The organism is uncultured Halovibrio sp. (assembly GCF_913056445.1).
Lineage (GTDB): Bacteria > Pseudomonadota > Gammaproteobacteria > Pseudomonadales > Oleiphilaceae > Halospina > Halospina utahensis_B.
This window is the reverse complement of record NZ_CAJXMA010000067.1, coordinates 1-16110: the sequence shown is the minus strand read 5'-3', so window position 1 is coordinate 16110 and position 16110 is coordinate 1. Positions and strand designations below refer to the sequence as shown.

Sequence of the window (16110 nt, the reverse complement as noted above, 5' to 3'; positions counted from 1 at the left end):
GGACCTGTTGAAGGACCGCATCATCATGGTCACCGGCGCCGGTGACGGCATCGGCCGCGCCGCTGCCAAAGCCTACGCGGCACACGGCGCCACCGTTATTCTCCTGGGCCGCACCATCAAGAAGCTGGAAAAGGTCTATGACGAGATCGACGCCGCTGGCCACCCGGAACCGTTGATCCTGCCGCTGGATATTGAAGGCGCTGGCGCGGCGGACTATGACCAGGTGGTGGAACGCATCGAGGAGGACTTCGGCCGACTGGACGGCCTGCTGCACAATGCCAGCCGTCTCGGCGACCGCACGCCGCTGGAGTACTACAATCCGGAGGAATGGGAACGGGTGATGCGCACCAATGTAACCGGCGCCTTCCTGCTCAGCCAGGCCATGACCCCACTGCTGCGCGCCGCTCCGGACGCCTCAGTGATCTTCACGTCATCAAGCGTGGGCCGTAAGGGGCGCGCCAACTGGGGTGCCTACGCCATCTCCAAGTTCGCCACCGAAGGCCTGGTGGAAACCCTCGCCGATGAACTGGACGATGCGCGCACCGCCGTGCGGGTGAACAGCCTCAACCCCGGCGCCACCCGCACCTACATGCGCCACCTCGCCTACCCGGCCGAGGACCCGGCCAGCAACCCGGAACCGGACGCCATCATGGGCGCCTACCTGTACCTGATGGGCCCGGATTCAAAAGGCGTAACCGGCCAGCAGTTCGACGCCCAGATCAAGCGCTGAGCGCGGAACGGTCCTCGCCGCCAAAGGCCTCCAGCAGCGCCGGAACCAGGCGTGACAACTCCAGTGTCATCAGGCTGAAGGCGGCATCAAAGCGGGCGACGCGGTCATCCCCGGCATCGTCGTCCAGCTTCTCCTTCAGGTCATCCCCGAAGCGCAGCCGACGGATCGTCAGCTCATCGTCCAGCATGAACGACAGCTGATCCTCCCAGTCCAGCGCCAGCCGCGTCACGCTCATGGCGTTATCCAGATGGGCACGAACCTCATCCCCATCCAGACCCACGCCCTTGATGCGGACCACACCGCCCTGCTCCTCATCATCGCGCAGCTCACACTCATCCGCTGGCACCAACCCAGCTGGAGGATGCGCTTCACCGCGTAGCCATTGGGTCATAGTGAACGCCGGCGATTGCTGTACCGCCGGCGGACGAACTGGCATGGAGCCCAACGTCTCACGCAGCTCCGAAAGCAGTGTCTCGGCCGCGTTACTGGCAGCGGAGTCCACCACAACCAGTTCCTGGGACGGCGCAATATAGGCATGAATGAACCGCGACTTGGTGAACGCCCGGGGCAACAGTTCCAGCGTCACCTGCTCCTTGATCTCCGTCTTATCCTTGCGCCGCAGCGGTTGCCCCCGCTCTTCCTCAGCCGCGGCAACGCGCTCATCCACCTCCTCGCGGATCACCGCCGGCGGCAGCACCTTCTCCTCGCGGCGCAGGCAAACCAGATGGCACTCGCCGGACGTAAATACCAGCTGATCGCCATCACGCCCAAGCGGCGACACCCAGCCCATACGCTCGGTGTCCTGGGGCCCGCAGGGCTGGAACGCCCGCTTTGCCAGCGCCTCCTCCAGGGCCTCGGCGGACCACTCGAAGGCTTTAGTGATACGATAGAGACGCGCGTTACGAAACCACATGAACCAGATCCCCGGCATTGACCAAACAGGGCCGGGATTATCCGGGGGAAGCCAGCACCATGTCCACAGGCACCAGCCTCTATTTCTACATCACTGAAAACTGCGAACTCTGCGAACAGGCCGAACAGATCCTCGTCCGCACCCCACTCGAGACCCCCATCCCGGTGGACGTCGTCGACATCAGCGAATCCGAGGAGCTGGTGGAACAATACGGTGAGCGCATTCCGGTTCTGCGTATGGAACCTGAAGGAAAGGAACTGGACTGGCCGTTTACGGCGGAGGATGTGATCGCGTTTCTGGGAAACCACTGACCGATAGTCGTGTGGGCTGGGCCAGATAAAGGGGGCGTTACTATCGCGGCTGTAGCCGCGACCCCCACGCCCACTCACCAGAAAAATGTTAGACTGCCCCTAACAGAAACCTTGGGAGGATAGAAAATGTTAATGGTTGTCTCACCCGCCAAAAAACTCGACTACGAAAGCAAGCTCCCCACGAGCAGCTACTCCCAACCCCAGTTCCTCGAACACAGCCGGGAACTGATCGACGACCTCAAGCAGCTGGAACCCCACCAGGTCAGCAACCTCATGGGCATCAGCCAGCAGCTCGGCGAACTCAACGCCCAACGCTATCAGGAATGGCACACCCCCTTCACGCCCGACAACGCGCGCCCGAGCGTCCTCGCGTTCAAAGGCGACGTCTACGAAGGCATGGCGCCGGAAAAGTTCACCCAGAACGACTTCGACTTCGCCCAGCACCACCTGCGCATCCTCTCCGGCCTCTACGGCGTGCTGCGCCCGCTGGACCTGATGCAGCCCTACCGGCTGGAAATGGGCACGAAGTTCCAGAATGCCCGGGGCAAGGACCTCTATGCCTTCTGGAAGGACACCATCACCGCCCACCTGAAGAATGAGCTGGAACAGGACGACGGTGTGCTGATCAACCTCGCCTCCAACGAGTACTTCAAGGCCGTGGACCATAAGAAGCTGGGTGCCCGCATCATCACGCCCCAGTTCAAGGACTGGAAGAACGGCCAGTACAAGATGATCAGCTTCTACGCCAAGAAGGCCCGCGGCATGATGGCCGCCTACATCATCCGCCACCGCCTGACCAACCCCGAAGACGTGAAAGGGTTTGATACCGACGGCTACGCGTTCAACGAAGAGCTGTCCGGCGGGGAAAACTGGGTGTTTACGCGGGAATAGAAAACCGATCGCGACCGGGGGTCGCTCCTACGCAATATCGTCCTCCTTCCGTAGGAGCGGCCATGGCCGCGACCCATGCCGCGAATCCACCATGAAACCATTCAGATCGGCGGCATCTCGCCATCCAACCGGTCCAGGTGCCAGTCCTCGGTAGGCTTGTTCAGGGGCAGCTTCAGGGCCACAACGTCTTCTTCCTGATCGTAGGTAACCGAGAACCCGAGCGCCCTGGCAAGACCGGCCATGGCCTCATTGCCGGGGAGGACGTGACCCACCATCTCGAGGGTGCCGCGGGCCTTGCAGTAGCGGATCATCTTCTCCATCAGGATCCGGCCCAGACCCTCGCCGCGCAGATCATCGCGCACCATAACGGCAAACTCGCACTGGATGTTGTCTGCATCCGTCCACACTCGCACGGTGCCAAGGGTGCGTTCACTGCCATCCTCCAGCCACTCCGTGGCGATGAACACCATCTCGCGGTCGTAGTCGATCTGGACCATCCGCGCGATGTCATCGTGGGTGAAGCTGTTGCGGTACTGGAAGAACCGGTACCGGATCGTCTCCGGGGACTGGCTCTGGTGGAACTCCAGGTGACCCGGCTCATCCTCGGCGCGGATCGGGCGCACCAGAACCTTGCGGCCGGATTTCAGGCTGACCCACTCCTCCAGCTCACGGGGATAGGGCTTGATCACCGGCCGAACCGGCTCGCCCAGATCAATGGCCACATCGCAGGCCACGGCACCATCCTCCCCAAACAGCAGGGGCAGGATCTCCAGCCCGCGGATCTCGGGAATGTCGCTGTTGATCTGGGAGAGCGTTACCAGCGTCTGGCACACGGCCCGGATGTCCTCCTCCGGTTTTGGGCTGTACTCGCGCAGCAGTCGGTAGGCATTACTGCGCGCCAGCAGCTCATTGGCCAGGTTCATGTTCAGCGGCGGCAGTGCCACGCGCCGGTCACTCATGATGTTCACCCGCGCGCCGGCGGAGCCACACACGATCAGGGGCCCGAAGACCGCATCCCGGGTGAGACCGAGGCTGAAACCAATCCCCTCCAGCCCGGCATTCGTCTGGTGCATGGCAAACCCCAGGAAGCCGCTGTTGGGGAAGTGCTTGCGGTACTGCTCCATGAGCGTCTGGCAGGCATTGGAGATGGCCGCCTCATCATTGAGCCGGCGGATGGTGTAGCGGTAACGCCCACGGCCGGAGGTCTCCTCCAGGTACGGATGGCAGCCGCGCTCATGCAGCAGCGTGATGTTCACTGGCCCGCCCCACTCACGGAACGCCTCCACAGCCTCCTCTTCATCGTCGCAGTAGGCCGTCTCCAGGGTCTGGATGCCGTAGGCGGCCACCAGCTGGCGGGCCTCGCGGTTGGTCAGGTGGTTGCGGCGGCTGCGGATCACCTTCTGGACCATCTCCCGGGCCTCCTGGCGATTCACCTCCGGTTCTACCCAGGATTCCGGTGTCTCCGCCAGCAGCCGCTGGCCACGCTGGTGCTTCACAAAGTGCATGAAGGCACGGATCGCCTTCTCCGGTGAGAAGAAGGTGGGCACCCCGGCCTCGTAGAAGGCATCCCGGGCGTCCAGAACCGTGCTCTGGCCCAGCCAGCAGGTGAACACATTCAGGCGCTGGCGCCGGGCCACCTGCATCACCGAATCCGCGATGTGCAGGGTGTCCTCCAGCAGCGTAGGCGTGTACATCACCAGCACATTCGCAATGCCCGGGTCCTGACCCAGGATCTGGAGGACATCCGCGTAGAGCTGGGGCGAGGCGTCATAGCCCAGGTCCAGCGGGTTGCGCACGCTCAGATAGCCGGGCAGACGCTGCTCCAGTTTCGCCACCGTCTCCTCGGAAAACTGCGCCAGCTCGCCCCCTTGGTAAAGCAGCCGGTCCACCGCCAGCACCCCGGGGCCCACGCCGTTGCACAGCACCACCAGCTCCTCACGGCGCACCCGGCGCATGCGTGAGAGGCTCTCCAGGGCATCGAACATCTCGTCCAGGCCGTTCACCCGCAGCACACCGGCACGCTGGAGCGCGGCATCGTAGATCGGATCCGTCTGGGTAATGCCATCCGGGAGTGTGTGCGGCAGATACTCGGACTCCGGGAAACGGCCACTTTTTACAGCGATCACTGGTTTGGAGCGCGAGGCGGCCCGTACCGAGGAGATGAACCGGCGCGGGTTCGGGATGTGCTCAATGTGCAGCAGGATCGCCCGGGTCCCCGGGTCCTCCGCCAGGTAGTCGATGAGATCGTCATGGGCGATGTCCACGCCATCCCCCAGGGTCAGCAGGCGCGAGAACCCCACACCCCGGGCAAAGGCCCAGTCGATGACTGCGCTGGCCACGGTACCGGACTGCCCCACGAACCCGATCTTGCCGGGCAGCACGCCCATGTGGGCGTAGGTGGCGTTCAGCTGCGTGTCCGGCGACATGATGCCGATGGTATTGGGCCCCAGAATCCGAACGCCGGCCTTCTTGGCGGCATCCCGCACCGCGTACATCAGCGGTTCGCCATTGCGGCTGTAGGAACGGGACATACCACCGGTCATCACCATGGCGGTCCGCACCCCGCATTCGCCCAGCTGGCGCACCAGCTTGGGCACGGTTTCCGGCGGGGTACAGATGATCGCCAGATCCGGCGCCCAGGGCATCTGCTTGATGCGGCGCTCACAGCGGATGCCGTGCACCTTGTCGTACCCCTGGCGGTTCACCACCAGCAGCTGGCCCGGGTAATCCCCGGCCATGAGGTTGCGCAGCACCATGCCGCCCAGGCTTGTAGCCCTTTCGGACGCCCCGATGACGGCAATGGAACGCGGATTGAACAGCGCATTGAGATGCCGGGTGGACATACAGCCCCTCTTTCAGACCCTTTCCAGACGCCGGATTGCTTGCCACATCCATCCGCGCGGCTCACAATCCCTGTCAGAAGTGTAACCTGCATGGCGAGGCGCGACGATGGCAACAGCCTACTTCCATCACCCCGACTGTGAAAAACACGATATGGGGGATGACCACCCGGAAAGCCCGCGGCGCCTGAGCGCCATCCGTGAACACCTGCAGCAGACCGGCCTGTGGGAGCAGCTGGCCGTCAACGAAGCGGAAGAAGCCTCCCACGATGAACTGCGCCGCGCCCACCCGGACAGCTACATCAGCCAGCTGGAACAGATGACGCCCAGCCAGGGCCGCATCATGGCGGACCCGGACACGGCCATGAACCCGCACACGTTCCGTTCCGCCAAACTCGCGGCGGGCTCCGGCATCCAGGCCGTGAACCAGGTGCTCACCAACCAGGCGCGCAACGCCTTCTGCGCCATCCGGCCGCCGGGCCACCATGCTGAACGCAATCGCACCATGGGGTTCAGCTTCTTCAACAACATCGCCATTGCTGCTCTGCACGCGCTCACTTTCCACCATCTGGAACGGGTCGCCATCCTCGACTTCGACGTCCACCAGGGTAACGGCACCGTGGACATCTTCCACCATGACCCGCGCGTGCTGCTGTGCTCCAGCTTCCAGCACCCCTTCTACCCCTTCAAGCATAGCCACGGTATGCCCGGGCACATCCTGAACGTCCCGCTGGAACCAGGCACGGACAGCGCCAGCTATCGGCAGGCGGTCACGGATGGCTGGTTCGAGGAACTGGCGGCCTTCAAGCCCCAGCTGATCCTGGTGTCAGCAGGTTTTGACGCGCACCGGCTGGATCCACTGGCGGATGTGAACCTGGAAACCGAGGACTACACCTGGATCACGGAAGAGATCACCCGCCTCGCCTGGGAGCTTTGCCGGGGGCGGGTCGTGTCGATGCTGGAGGGGGGTTACCACCTGCAGTCACTCACTGAAGGTGTCGAGGCGCACATCCGCGGGCTGATTGCCGCCAGCTGATCACTCCCGGGCGATGTCCGCCTCATAGCGGTTGCTGAACAGCCGCTCCATGGTGCCGTCCTCGTGCATGCCCTCAATGGCCGCGGCAATGGCCTCCGCCGCCTCTTCCCGAGGCGAGGATCGGGACATGAACACTTTTCCCTTCAGGGTATCCAGCCGCATCAGGGTGCGAACCGGCGCCCCGGAGCCATCCGGATCGAAACCAGCCGGGATGGCCAGCTCCGACGCCACTACCGCCCTCAGCCTGTCACGCTTCAGCAGCCTCAGGCCATGGGCCACATTGTTGACGGGAACCTTACGAATGGCCTCATTAGCAGCAAAGGTGTGCCCGTACCAGGTACCGCTGAGATAACCCACGTTCTCGCCTGCCAGTTCGTCCAATGAGTCAATGGGCTCATCCTCGGCACGCCCCAGAGCCAGAACCTGCACGTCCACCAGGTCAGCCACGGGTTCTGCGATCTGATTGATGCCGGGCGCGACAAAGGTGGGTACGAAATCCGCATGCCCCTCCTCCATTTCCAGAATGGCGCGGCTGTGCGGGCGGACCTGGTAACGGATGGGGATATCGGTACGACTGCGGATCGCTTCCACCAGATCCACAAGCAGACCACGGCGCTCGCCTTCCGGCGTGCGCTCAGCCCAGGGCTCTATGGCCGCGAGGCTGAATGTGATGGGGTCTTCAACGGTGGAGTTGGCCTGCAGGGCAACAGAGCCCAGCGAGGCCAGCAATACAAGGGCACCGTACAACAGGGCACGCAGCATGGATGACTCCAGTCCTCAGGCTCGCCCTGAATTAAAGCACAGGGACTGAAATCCGTCATCCCTCAGCCGGCGTCGCGCTGGCGCAGGAAGTCCAGGGCCTCTTCGCGGATGCCTTGCCAGCCTTCCTTGACCGTGCGTAGAAGCCCGGCAACTTCGTCCAGTTTTTCCACGTCATTGCGCATGCTGGCTTCCAGAAGAGCTCTCTCCATGTAGTCGTAGAGCCTCTCCAGTTCACCGGCCAAATCCCCGCCTTCTTCAAAATTCAGGGAGCCACGTAGCACGGCCACGATCTCCATGCTCTTGTTGATCAGATTTCCCTTGGCCGCGTAATCCTTTGCCTCAATCTTGCCCTTCGCCATATTAATGCGTTCAAGCGCCCCATCCAGAAGAAGCTGGACCAGCTTGTGGGGATCCGCATCCGTGATGCTGGTCTGGGTGTTAACCTGCTGGTAAGCCTGCAGTGCGTTCATGGTGTTACCCCTGTTGCCTGGCTTGGTTGTTCATGATCAGGAGGCGACGATCACCCGCCGCCAATCATCCCGCTGCCGCCGCTCATACCCGCCAGTTGCTGGCTCAGATACTGCTGCGTGCTGTTGAATTCGGCAATCCGCGCGTCCGCGGAGCTGAACTGGCTCGTCAGGCGTTCGCGGTAGGACTGGATACGCTCATTCAGGTCTTCACGCTCCTGCGCAATGTCGTCCAGTTCATTATTGAGTGCATCCGTACGGGAGCTCAGGGCACCATTGGAGCCGACCATGTTGGAAACGGTATCGACCATCCGTTCGCTCACACCCTGTATGAACTCAACCGTCCCACGATCACCGGTCTGGCTGCCATTAATGCGCACCTGGATGCCGTCTGCCGCATTGTCACTGCTATCCGACAGGCGCAGCACCCGACCATCACCTTCCGCCGTAGCGCCATTAATGGTGCCCGCAACGTCATTGCCTGTTGTTCCCGTCTCAACGGCCAGCCCGAGCTCTGCCTCGGTGTTGGTATCAACGCTGGTGATGGCAACATTTGAGTCGCTGCCGTAACTGCCCGAGGTAAACGTGAGACTGCCGCTGCCATCAACGCCAACATTTACGCTACGGTCCGCCGAATTCAGCGCATCATTGTTGTTGAGCTGGGTCTGTATCTCAGTCGCAAGCTCATCACGGGTATAGGTGCCCGCAGTCAACTCAATGCTGGCGCTGGTCTGCCCATCGACCTTGAACGTCAGGCTGTTGTTGTCGGCATCAACGTTGATACCGGTCGCCGGTGTCTGGTTACTGGAGACCAGCTGCCCCTGGGTCGCTGCCTGGCTCACATTGATGCTGTATTCGCCGGCCTCGGTGTTCACACTGCTGCGAACGAATTCCACCTGGGAATCGGATGTGCGGCCCTGCTCCGCGAAAAGCGCCGTTACATCGTCCGGGTTGGCCTTCAGCTCTTCCTGGAACTTCTGGGAGTCAAACTCAAGCTGCCCGGTCTGGAAATCCGTACTGATGCCAACGTCCGAAAGACTGCGGACACTCGCGTTCTCAAGACCCGGAACGATCTGGTTGAGCTCCCGCTTGAGCTGGTTCTCAACGTTTCGCACCGTGGCATCACCGGTCAGCAGACTGCCCCCGCTATCCTGGCTGAAGGAGGTCAGCTCGTTGACCGTGCTCTTGAAAGCGTTGAACTTGTCCACGAACTTCTGGACCTTCTCGGCGACCGCGCCGGTGTCCTGGCTGACCCCGACGGATGTTGTCCCAGTGTTCTGAAGCTGGAACGTCAGCCCATCCACAACGCCTTCGACGCTGTTGGAAGAACGCGTCACGTCGATGCCGTTCACGCTCAGCTTGGCATCCTGGGCAGCAACGGTTTCTTCCATGTTCTTCGTCGTGTCGTTGAACGCGAACTGCGAGAGGCCGGTGTTGTCGGTGTTGTTGCCGTCGGAATCCGAGACCGAGATGGTTGCGCCGTTGGCCGTACCGCTTTCGTCCGAGGACAGGGTCAAGCGATAGCCATTACCCGTGTCCACGATGCCGGCGGACACACCCGCGTCGGATTCGTTGATGCTGTTGGCGAGCCCCTGAAGGGTGTCGTTGCTGCCATCGACTGTGATGTTGGTCGTCTTGTCGCCAGTCTGAATGGTCAGGGTCCCCTGCCCAACGCTCGTTGTATTGCGGTCCGAAAACGAGCCGGAAGCGAGGGACTGGTTGGTCGCAAGCTGCTGCACATCGAGGTTATAGTTCCCCTCGCTGGCATTGGCACTGTCCACGGAAACGCTGACACTGTCACCGTTGGTCGAGGCGGAAAACGACTGCATCGCTTCCGGAGAGCCCAGCTGGCGCATGGGAAGCCTGAGATCGGTCACGGCACTACGGATCTTGCCGAACGCCGAAATCATCGCCTCGGTTTCTTTCTGCTCCTGGTTGAGCCGATTCTCGGTGGGGCCTCGCTCCGCCTGAACCAGCTTGTCGACCAGATCAGCGTTGAGAACGCCCGACCCGACGCCAAGGGATGATATGCCGCCCATGGACAACCTCCTCCCGAAGGTACTGTTGCCTGTCTATAGAGTGTAACGGCCAATTGCGGCAAAACTTTGCCTCTTTACCGCTGCAAACCTGTTACTGATTGTAAGCAGGCCGGGTTTTGCCGTCTTTTGGACGATCAATGCACACCGCATGCCACCACTGGTCGTACGGCCTCCGGTAGGAGCGAGCTCGCTCGCGATCAACAACATTGAAACCAGAACCGATCGCCTGCAAGCAGGCTCCTACACACCAAACAGGCCCCCGCAAAAACAAAAAAGCCGCCATCCCGGAAGGATGACGGCTATCCCTTGAACCTATGCTCTACAAGGCTTTACACCTTGATGTTCAGCAACGATAAAGGCTCGTCCTGCTGGAGATTCTCCGCCAGTTTCAGTGCCAAGTCATCCGGAATCTGGCGAACCACCTCATCAGTCTGTTGGTCGATGACGCGAACCACCGTCTGACCGGTGTCGTCGTTCACATCAAATTCCAGGTCCCGCTGCACGGACTGGACAAAATCATTAAGGCGCGAGACCGCCTCATTCAGCTCTTCGCGGATGGCGTCGCTCCGTTTCTCGGACTTTTCAGCCCGGGTTTCCCCGCTCCGTCCAGCCTCGATCGGCGTTACGGAACCGTTCTCACGGCCTTCCCCGCTTGCGGAGGGCTGTGATGATGGCGCTGACACCCGCCCCGATTCCGGCTTTTCGGGGGCCTTGCGGTTCGGGTCCGGGCTGTTCAGATTTATGTCACTCATATCACACCTCACCAGTGCGGTTACGCGGCCCGGCCGCCGCCCCGGAGGGCGACGGCTGCCTTAACGCCCCGCTTACTGCAGGAGGGACAGGACCTGCTGCGGCGACTGGTTCGCCTGCGCCAGCACCGAGATACCAGCCTGCTGCAGCACGTTCGCCTTCTGCAGCTTGGCCGTCTCGGACGCAAAGTCCGCATCCAGGATCCGGCTCTTCGAGGCCTCCAGGTTCTCAATGTTGTTGTTGAGGTTGCTGATGGTCGACTCGAAGCGGTTCTGAACCGCACCCAGTTCACTGCGGAATTCGTTCACCGCATCCAGCGCCCCATCAATACGCACAATGGCATCGTTTGCATTAGCAGCGGTGTCGACCGACGCCGCATTGAGACTTCCGTCAGTAAGCCCAACGGTACCGTCCGAGCCCAAAGTACCGCTCCCATCCAATGGGTTGGTATTGCTACCATCTTTCACGATCGTCAACTCTTCAGTCGATCTAAGCTCGATGGTGAAGCTGCCGCTCGCATCTGTAACGGACGCGTAAGCCGCATTGCCAACCTGATCATTGATTTGCGACGCGACTTCATCGAAAACCGCCTGATCATCTTGGGAAATACCGCTACTATCAAAATTGCCATCATCAAGGGTCAGGCTGACATCGATCTGGTCACCATCACCGACGGTTACTGAAAACGCAGTAGCACCTTCACCACTAGAGTCGCCAGCCGCGAAGTACGAGAAACCGTCAGCACTTGAGAAGGATGCCGAATCTGCCACGGCAATAGTGCCCAAGTCCTCGGTTCTTGCACTCGCATCAAGATCCACACTGATCGTCTGGCCTGCATTGGCGCCCACCTGGAATTTCTGGCTACTGAGCGTCCCATCCAGCACGTTCAGTCCGTTGAAATCCGTCTGGCTCGCAATCCGGTCAATCTCCTCCAGACGCTGTTGCACTTCATCATTCAGCGCGGAACGGTCCGTGTCGTTGTTGGTGGCGTTCGCCGCCTGCACCGACAGCTCCCGCACGCGCTGGAGGTTGTTGGTGATCTCATCCAGCCCGCCTTCCGCGGTCTGTGCCAGTGAGATACCGTCCTGCGCGTTCCGGCTGGCCACGTTCAGGCCGCTGATCTGGGACTCAAATCGGGTCGAGATCGCCAGACCCGCCGCGTCGTCCTTCGCACTGTTGATGCGCAGCCCAGACGAAAGACGCTCCAGCGCCTCGTTCTTGGTCGACTTGGATGCGTTCAGCTCGTTCTGGGCGCTGAGCGATGCCACGTTTGTGTTGATACCGAGTGCCATAACCGTTCTCCTGCCTGTTCACTCTTTTGAGGACCGTAGGCCACCCACCGAGCATTCGATGGTATTGCCTTCTGACTTGCGTAACGGCAGAAAGTGTCAGGCCTTTAGATCAAATGACAGGCTTTTTGTAAATGGATGTAACGGATAAAAAGAAAGGCAGTACCAGCATTCCATAAAAAACCGCCACCTCTTGTTCAGAGATGGCGGCTCCTTAGGATTCACCGCCCCGTCAGAGTGGGGAGCGGCTGCTTCCGAGCTGGGTTTACTGCAGGAGGGAAAGAACCTGCTGCGGCGACTGGTTCGCCTGCGCCAGCACCGAGATACCAGCCTGTTGCAGCACGTTCGCCTTCTGCAGCTTAGCGGTCTCGGCCGCGAAGTCCGCATCCAAGATCCGGCTCTTCGAAGCCTCCAGGTTCTCAATATTGTTGTTGAGATTGCTGATGGTCGACTCGAAGCGGTTCTGAACCGCACCCAATTCGCTTCGGAAGTTGTTCACGTTCTCAAGCGCAGCATCAATCCGCAGAATGGCATCATTGGCGTTAGCTGCGGTATCCACAGAAGCAGCATTCAGACTGCCATCGGTCACCGTCGCATCTCCTCCGCTACCATCAAAGTTACCACCATCTGCACCAGCGAATGGGCTTCCGGCAGCACCGCTTGCGAAGGTCAGCTTGTCAGTCGAACGCAATTCGAAAGTGGCATCACCATTACTGTCCTCTTCGTACGATGCATAGGCTGAGTTGCCTACTTGATCATTGATCTGCCGAGTGACCTCTTCAAAAACCTGGTCAGCAGCTGAAGCATCTACCGTCGCACCAGCAGCAGTCGAAGCATCAAAAAGGTCAGCACTCAAGCTAAGATTCACATCGATCTGATCACCATCTCCAGCTGTGACACTGAACAGGGTCCCCCCATCATCGGTACCAGAAAAGGTCGAGAAATCACTTGCATCCAAGGCACTACTAGTAGAAGCGATCGCCAACTGACCGGTATTGCCAGTTCGGGCGCTTGTATTGAGGTCAACACTGATCGTCTGGCCTGCATTGGCGCCCACCTGGAATTTCTGGCTACTGAGCGTCCCATCCAGCACGTTCAGTCCGTTGAAATCCGTCTGGCTCGCAATCCGGTCAATCTCCTCCAGACGCTGTTGCACTTCATCATTCAGCGCGGAACGGTCCGTGTCGTTGTTGGTGGCGTTCGCCGCCTGCACCGACAGCTCCCGCACGCGCTGGAGGTTGTTGGTGATCTCATCCAGCCCGCCTTCCGCGGTCTGTGCCAGTGAGATACCGTCCTGCGCGTTCCGGCTGGCCACGTTCAGGCCGCTGATCTGGGACTCAAATCGGGTCGAGATCGCCAGACCCGCCGCGTCGTCCTTCGCACTGTTGATGCGCAGCCCAGACGAAAGACGCTCCAGCGCCTCGTTCTTGGTCGACTTGGATGCGTTCAGCTCGTTCTGGGCGCTGAGCGATGCCACGTTTGTGTTGATACCGAGTGCCATAACCGTTCTCCTGCCTGCTCACTCTTTTGAGGACCATAGGCCGCCCCACCGAGCATTCGATGGTATTGCCTTCTGGCTTGCATAACGGCAGAAAGTGTCAGGCCTTTAGACCGAATGACAGGCTTTTTGTAAATGGATGTAACGACGCCTCTCTCACCTATCCCCGAAAATGAAAAGATCGCTTTCCTGCGGGAAAAGGGCATTGCTTCCCTGTTGTTTCGCAGCCAACCACAGCTGTGAGTGGCTCTTCTGGAGGGAATGAAACTGCCTGAGCGAGACGAGGTGAGCATATATCAGCGCAAGAACTCCAGGCTCACGCAGTTCAAGAAACCGTTCATCATCTAGGTTCTTGATTGCCGTCTCATCGACCGCATAAAGCTGACTACTACCTCGTTCGCCACTTCGCGGCACCCATGGGGCAAGAAGATCCAACCTCTCTAAAATACGCATAGCTTTCCATGTGTGCTCCTGCTGGCCCCGAATCTGCTGCAGAACACTCAACGCAGTATGGGTCAGCTCGGAAGGCGTGCCATCAGCCTCGAAAAGAGGAAGGCTTCTTTCTTCGAGCGTCATGTCCTCGGTAAGAGAGGGGTCATTTTCCTCAATACCGAGCACTGGCTCGCCCTGACCCGACTCCACGGAATAGAAAGGATGTGCCCTGAGAACCGCAGGAATATAATCAGCCAACCATTTGCCTCGCGAAGAAACGAAGGGATTCCGCCCCTCCTCCAGGCCCATAAGCGCTATAGGGATCCACTGGTCATCACGCGGCATGAATACCACTGGAAAAAATCGAGCTGCATGAGGTATTTCCTGGCCCCACACCGGCACCATGATTCGATCCCGGGCAAAGCTGAAATCCGTGCTCTGAAGAAGACGAAGACTTCCATGCCGCTCTGGATCCAAAACTGTAACGCTCATAGCTTTCCCCTTTGCATTGATACCAGCCCTTCTCAGTGTCCCATTTTTCAGTCCCATCCTAGCAGCTTTTCTGCTTGATGCCGCAGGCAGCCTGAGCTAGGTGACCTGGTTAGTCCAACCGTTGGCACAGGCTGTGCTTCACCCTGAAAGAAACTGGTGGAGACGGCATTTCTTTGCCATCTTAGGCCCATACTCAGCTTCGCGGCCCGAACCACCGAGACATAGATATTCGCGCCAGCACCTGCATTTCTGGAGAAAGTAACCAATGACACAACGCAAACGCCGAGCCTCTAACCCACAGTCACGCAAGGCTGGAACTAAAGAGAAGGTCAGCCCGGTGGTGAGGGAATCGGCAATCCCAAAACCTGATGGCCTCCTGGAAGCAAAAAACCAGTTGAAGCAGGCTCGGGGAAGCGACAGCGTCCTGGCGGCGGCAAAAGCCGTTCTTCAGATCGAACCCACCGACCCTGATGCCATGGATACCCTGGGGCAACTCCAGATGCTAAAGGGGCACGCGCGGGATGCTACCGAAACCCTGGCGCGGGCGCTGTTTCTACAGCCGAATAATGAAGCGTTACTGGAACGCTACATCCGCGCCGCCGCCAAGGCAGGCCTTCATTGGGATGCGCTTTGTGTCGCAAGACACTGGGTGAGTATCGCCACCGAAAAGCCAGCCGCCGCCACCAGGCTTCTTGCGGGGCTGTATGGGCTGATCGGGAAAGAGGATATCAGCCGGCAGTGGGCATACGAAGCCGCAAGACTGGACCCACTGAGCGTCGCTCAGGCGACGGACCAATCGCAGCTGAGTATTCTCGTGTTATCCAGTATCGCCAGCGGCAGCTATATCTTTCAGCCGAAGTCCGGGAGCCTCAACACCAGCGAAGGCCACAATAATCTCCCTTCCCTTTTGGATACAATGAATACAACGCGTTACCGACTGCACGTCGATGCCATTGATGAGATCAATGCCACGCTAAAAAACCTCCCTAAAGTCGATGTAATTTATAACGGCATCACCGACCCGGAGCGGTGCAGACAGGCACTGGTCAATGCCGACCGCCTGTGCGAGCGACTCTATAGTGGTTATGGAATTCCTGTGATCAATAACCCTAAGCGGGTGCTTGAATGCACTCGCGAGAATAACGCACAAAGGGGAGCAGACTGGGAGGGCGTGATTGTACCGAAAAGTGTCCACCTAGGCCTCATCGATGGAGAGATCGGCGACACCGTGCGGGAAACAGCACGCAATCACGGCCTGAAAGAGCCTATCATCATGCGTGCGGCGGGTTATCAGGGAGGCAAGAACATGCACCTGATTGACGACCTTGAAAATCTGAAAGTTCGACTTCAGAGCCCAACTGAAGTCTATCTGATCGAGTACATTGATACTCAGAGTGATGATGGCCTTTTCTGGAAGTATCGCGCTTTTTTGGTTGGAGAAAAGCTATGGCCAGGTAGCGTTATTGCCAGCAAAGAGTGGGTGAGCAACCGGGCCGCAAGCAGAGAAGATGCTTCCCTCGCGGAGAAAATGCATCAATACCAGAAGGTCTATCAAGAGGACCCCGAGCAGGTTATAGGCACACAGGCATGGGCGGATCTGCGTAATGCACTCATTGCTATCGGTCTTGAATATTGTGGCGTCGACTATGGTCTCTCAAAA

At 59.7% G+C, this 16110-nt stretch carries 14 protein-coding genes; 5 read left to right on the top strand and 9 right to left on the bottom strand.

Annotation, left to right across the window (positions count from 1 at the left end):
* Nucleotides 1-730, top strand: a 730-nt coding sequence (locus QZ501_RS11815) for a YciK family oxidoreductase (RefSeq protein ID WP_295719710.1), incomplete at its 5' end; no start/stop codon positions are given.
* Here the strand turns inward: QZ501_RS11815 and rdgC are convergent.
* Nucleotides 720-1643: a recombination-associated protein RdgC gene (gene rdgC, locus QZ501_RS11810; protein WP_160898469.1), complete on the bottom strand. Its 924-nt coding sequence runs from the start codon at nucleotides 1641-1643 to the stop codon at nucleotides 720-722. The two genes, QZ501_RS11815 and rdgC, sit on opposite strands and share 11 nt — an antisense overlap.
* 59 nt (nucleotides 1644-1702) lie before the next feature.
* On the opposite strand from rdgC, the gene QZ501_RS11805 reads away from it, so the two are divergent.
* Together QZ501_RS11805 and yaaA are read left to right on the top strand one after the other, a co-directional pair.
* Nucleotides 1703-1954, top strand: coding sequence for a glutaredoxin family protein (locus QZ501_RS11805; RefSeq protein ID WP_151441637.1), 252 nt, complete (start codon nucleotides 1703-1705; stop codon nucleotides 1952-1954).
* A gap of 126 nt (nucleotides 1955-2080) precedes the next feature.
* Nucleotides 2081-2845 carry a peroxide stress protein YaaA gene (yaaA, locus tag QZ501_RS11800; RefSeq protein WP_295719706.1) on the top strand — a complete coding sequence of 255 codons (765 nt, stop codon included), beginning with the start codon at nucleotides 2081-2083 and terminating at the stop codon, nucleotides 2843-2845.
* Nucleotides 2846-2946: 101 nt separating this feature from the next.
* Here yaaA and QZ501_RS11795 read toward each other — a convergent pair whose 3' ends face one another.
* Entirely contained in the window at nucleotides 2947-5688 is a 2742-nt protein-coding gene (locus tag QZ501_RS11795) for a bifunctional acetate--CoA ligase family protein/GNAT family N-acetyltransferase (protein WP_160898474.1), read from the bottom strand.
* Between the two features lie 106 nt (nucleotides 5689-5794).
* Between QZ501_RS11795 and QZ501_RS11790 the strand changes: the two genes are divergently transcribed.
* Nucleotides 5795-6721, top strand: a complete 927-nt coding sequence (locus QZ501_RS11790; RefSeq protein WP_295719703.1) for a histone deacetylase family protein — start codon at nucleotides 5795-5797, stop codon at nucleotides 6719-6721.
* On the opposite strand, the gene QZ501_RS11785 is transcribed toward QZ501_RS11790, so the two are convergent.
* The 7 genes from QZ501_RS11785 to QZ501_RS11755 form a co-directional block, all read right to left on the bottom strand.
* Nucleotides 6722-7483, bottom strand: coding sequence for a transporter substrate-binding domain-containing protein (locus QZ501_RS11785; protein ID WP_295719701.1), 762 nt, complete (start codon nucleotides 7481-7483; stop codon nucleotides 6722-6724).
* 62 nt (nucleotides 7484-7545) lie between these two features.
* Complete coding sequence (fliS, locus tag QZ501_RS11780; protein ID WP_160898477.1) at nucleotides 7546-7953, bottom strand: flagellar export chaperone FliS; 408 nt, start codon at nucleotides 7951-7953, stop codon at nucleotides 7546-7548.
* Between the two features lie 50 nt (nucleotides 7954-8003).
* Complete coding sequence (fliD, locus tag QZ501_RS11775; protein WP_295719699.1) at nucleotides 8004-9989, bottom strand: flagellar filament capping protein FliD; 1986 nt, start codon at nucleotides 9987-9989, stop codon at nucleotides 8004-8006.
* A gap of 329 nt (nucleotides 9990-10318) precedes the next feature.
* Entirely contained in the window at nucleotides 10319-10741 is a 423-nt protein-coding gene (locus QZ501_RS11770; protein WP_295719697.1) for a flagellar protein FlaG, read from the bottom strand.
* A gap of 72 nt (nucleotides 10742-10813) precedes the next feature.
* Complete coding sequence (locus QZ501_RS11765) at nucleotides 10814-12031, bottom strand: flagellin (protein WP_295719694.1); 1218 nt, start codon at nucleotides 12029-12031, stop codon at nucleotides 10814-10816.
* Nucleotides 12032-12293: 262 nt separating this feature from the next.
* A complete protein-coding gene (locus QZ501_RS11760; RefSeq protein WP_295719692.1) occupies nucleotides 12294-13529 on the bottom strand; it encodes a flagellin in 1236 nt (411 codons plus the stop codon).
* A gap of 153 nt (nucleotides 13530-13682) precedes the next feature.
* Complete coding sequence (locus QZ501_RS11755; RefSeq protein WP_295719690.1) at nucleotides 13683-14450, bottom strand: SapC family protein; 768 nt, start codon at nucleotides 14448-14450, stop codon at nucleotides 13683-13685.
* 265 nt (nucleotides 14451-14715) lie between these two features.
* On the opposite strand from QZ501_RS11755, the gene QZ501_RS11750 reads away from it, so the two are divergent.
* Nucleotides 14716-16110: hypothetical protein (locus QZ501_RS11750; RefSeq protein ID WP_295719687.1), on the top strand; the 1395-nt coding region annotated here is incomplete at its 3' end.

Excerpts from the sequence above, each read along its gene's own strand:
- QZ501_RS11760 (WP_295719692.1), bottom strand. The coding sequence starts at position 13,529 with ATGGCACTCGGTATCAACACAAACGTGGCATCGCTCAGCGCCCAGAAC.
- QZ501_RS11770 (WP_295719697.1), bottom strand. The coding sequence starts at position 10,741 with ATGAGTGACATAAATCTGAACAGCCCGGACCCGAACCGCAAGGCCCCC.
- QZ501_RS11805 (WP_151441637.1), top strand. The coding sequence starts at position 1,703 with ATGTCCACAGGCACCAGCCTCTATTTCTACATCACTGAAAACTGCGAA.
- yaaA (WP_295719706.1), top strand. The coding sequence starts at position 2,081 with ATGTTAATGGTTGTCTCACCCGCCAAAAAACTCGACTACGAAAGCAAG.
- QZ501_RS11765 (WP_295719694.1), bottom strand. The coding sequence starts at position 12,031 with ATGGCACTCGGTATCAACACAAACGTGGCATCGCTCAGCGCCCAGAAC.
- fliS (WP_160898477.1), bottom strand. The coding sequence starts at position 7,953 with ATGAACGCACTGCAGGCTTACCAGCAGGTTAACACCCAGACCAGCATC.
- QZ501_RS11755 (WP_295719690.1), bottom strand. The coding sequence starts at position 14,450 with ATGAGCGTTACAGTTTTGGATCCAGAGCGGCATGGAAGTCTTCGTCTT.
- rdgC (WP_160898469.1), bottom strand. The coding sequence starts at position 1,643 with ATGTGGTTTCGTAACGCGCGTCTCTATCGTATCACTAAAGCCTTCGAG.
- fliD (WP_295719699.1), bottom strand. The coding sequence starts at position 9,989 with ATGGGCGGCATATCATCCCTTGGCGTCGGGTCGGGCGTTCTCAACGCT.
- QZ501_RS11790 (WP_295719703.1), top strand. The coding sequence starts at position 5,795 with ATGGCAACAGCCTACTTCCATCACCCCGACTGTGAAAAACACGATATG.
- QZ501_RS11795 (WP_160898474.1), bottom strand. The coding sequence starts at position 5,688 with ATGTCCACCCGGCATCTCAATGCGCTGTTCAATCCGCGTTCCATTGCC.
- QZ501_RS11785 (WP_295719701.1), bottom strand. The coding sequence starts at position 7,483 with ATGCTGCGTGCCCTGTTGTACGGTGCCCTTGTATTGCTGGCCTCGCTG.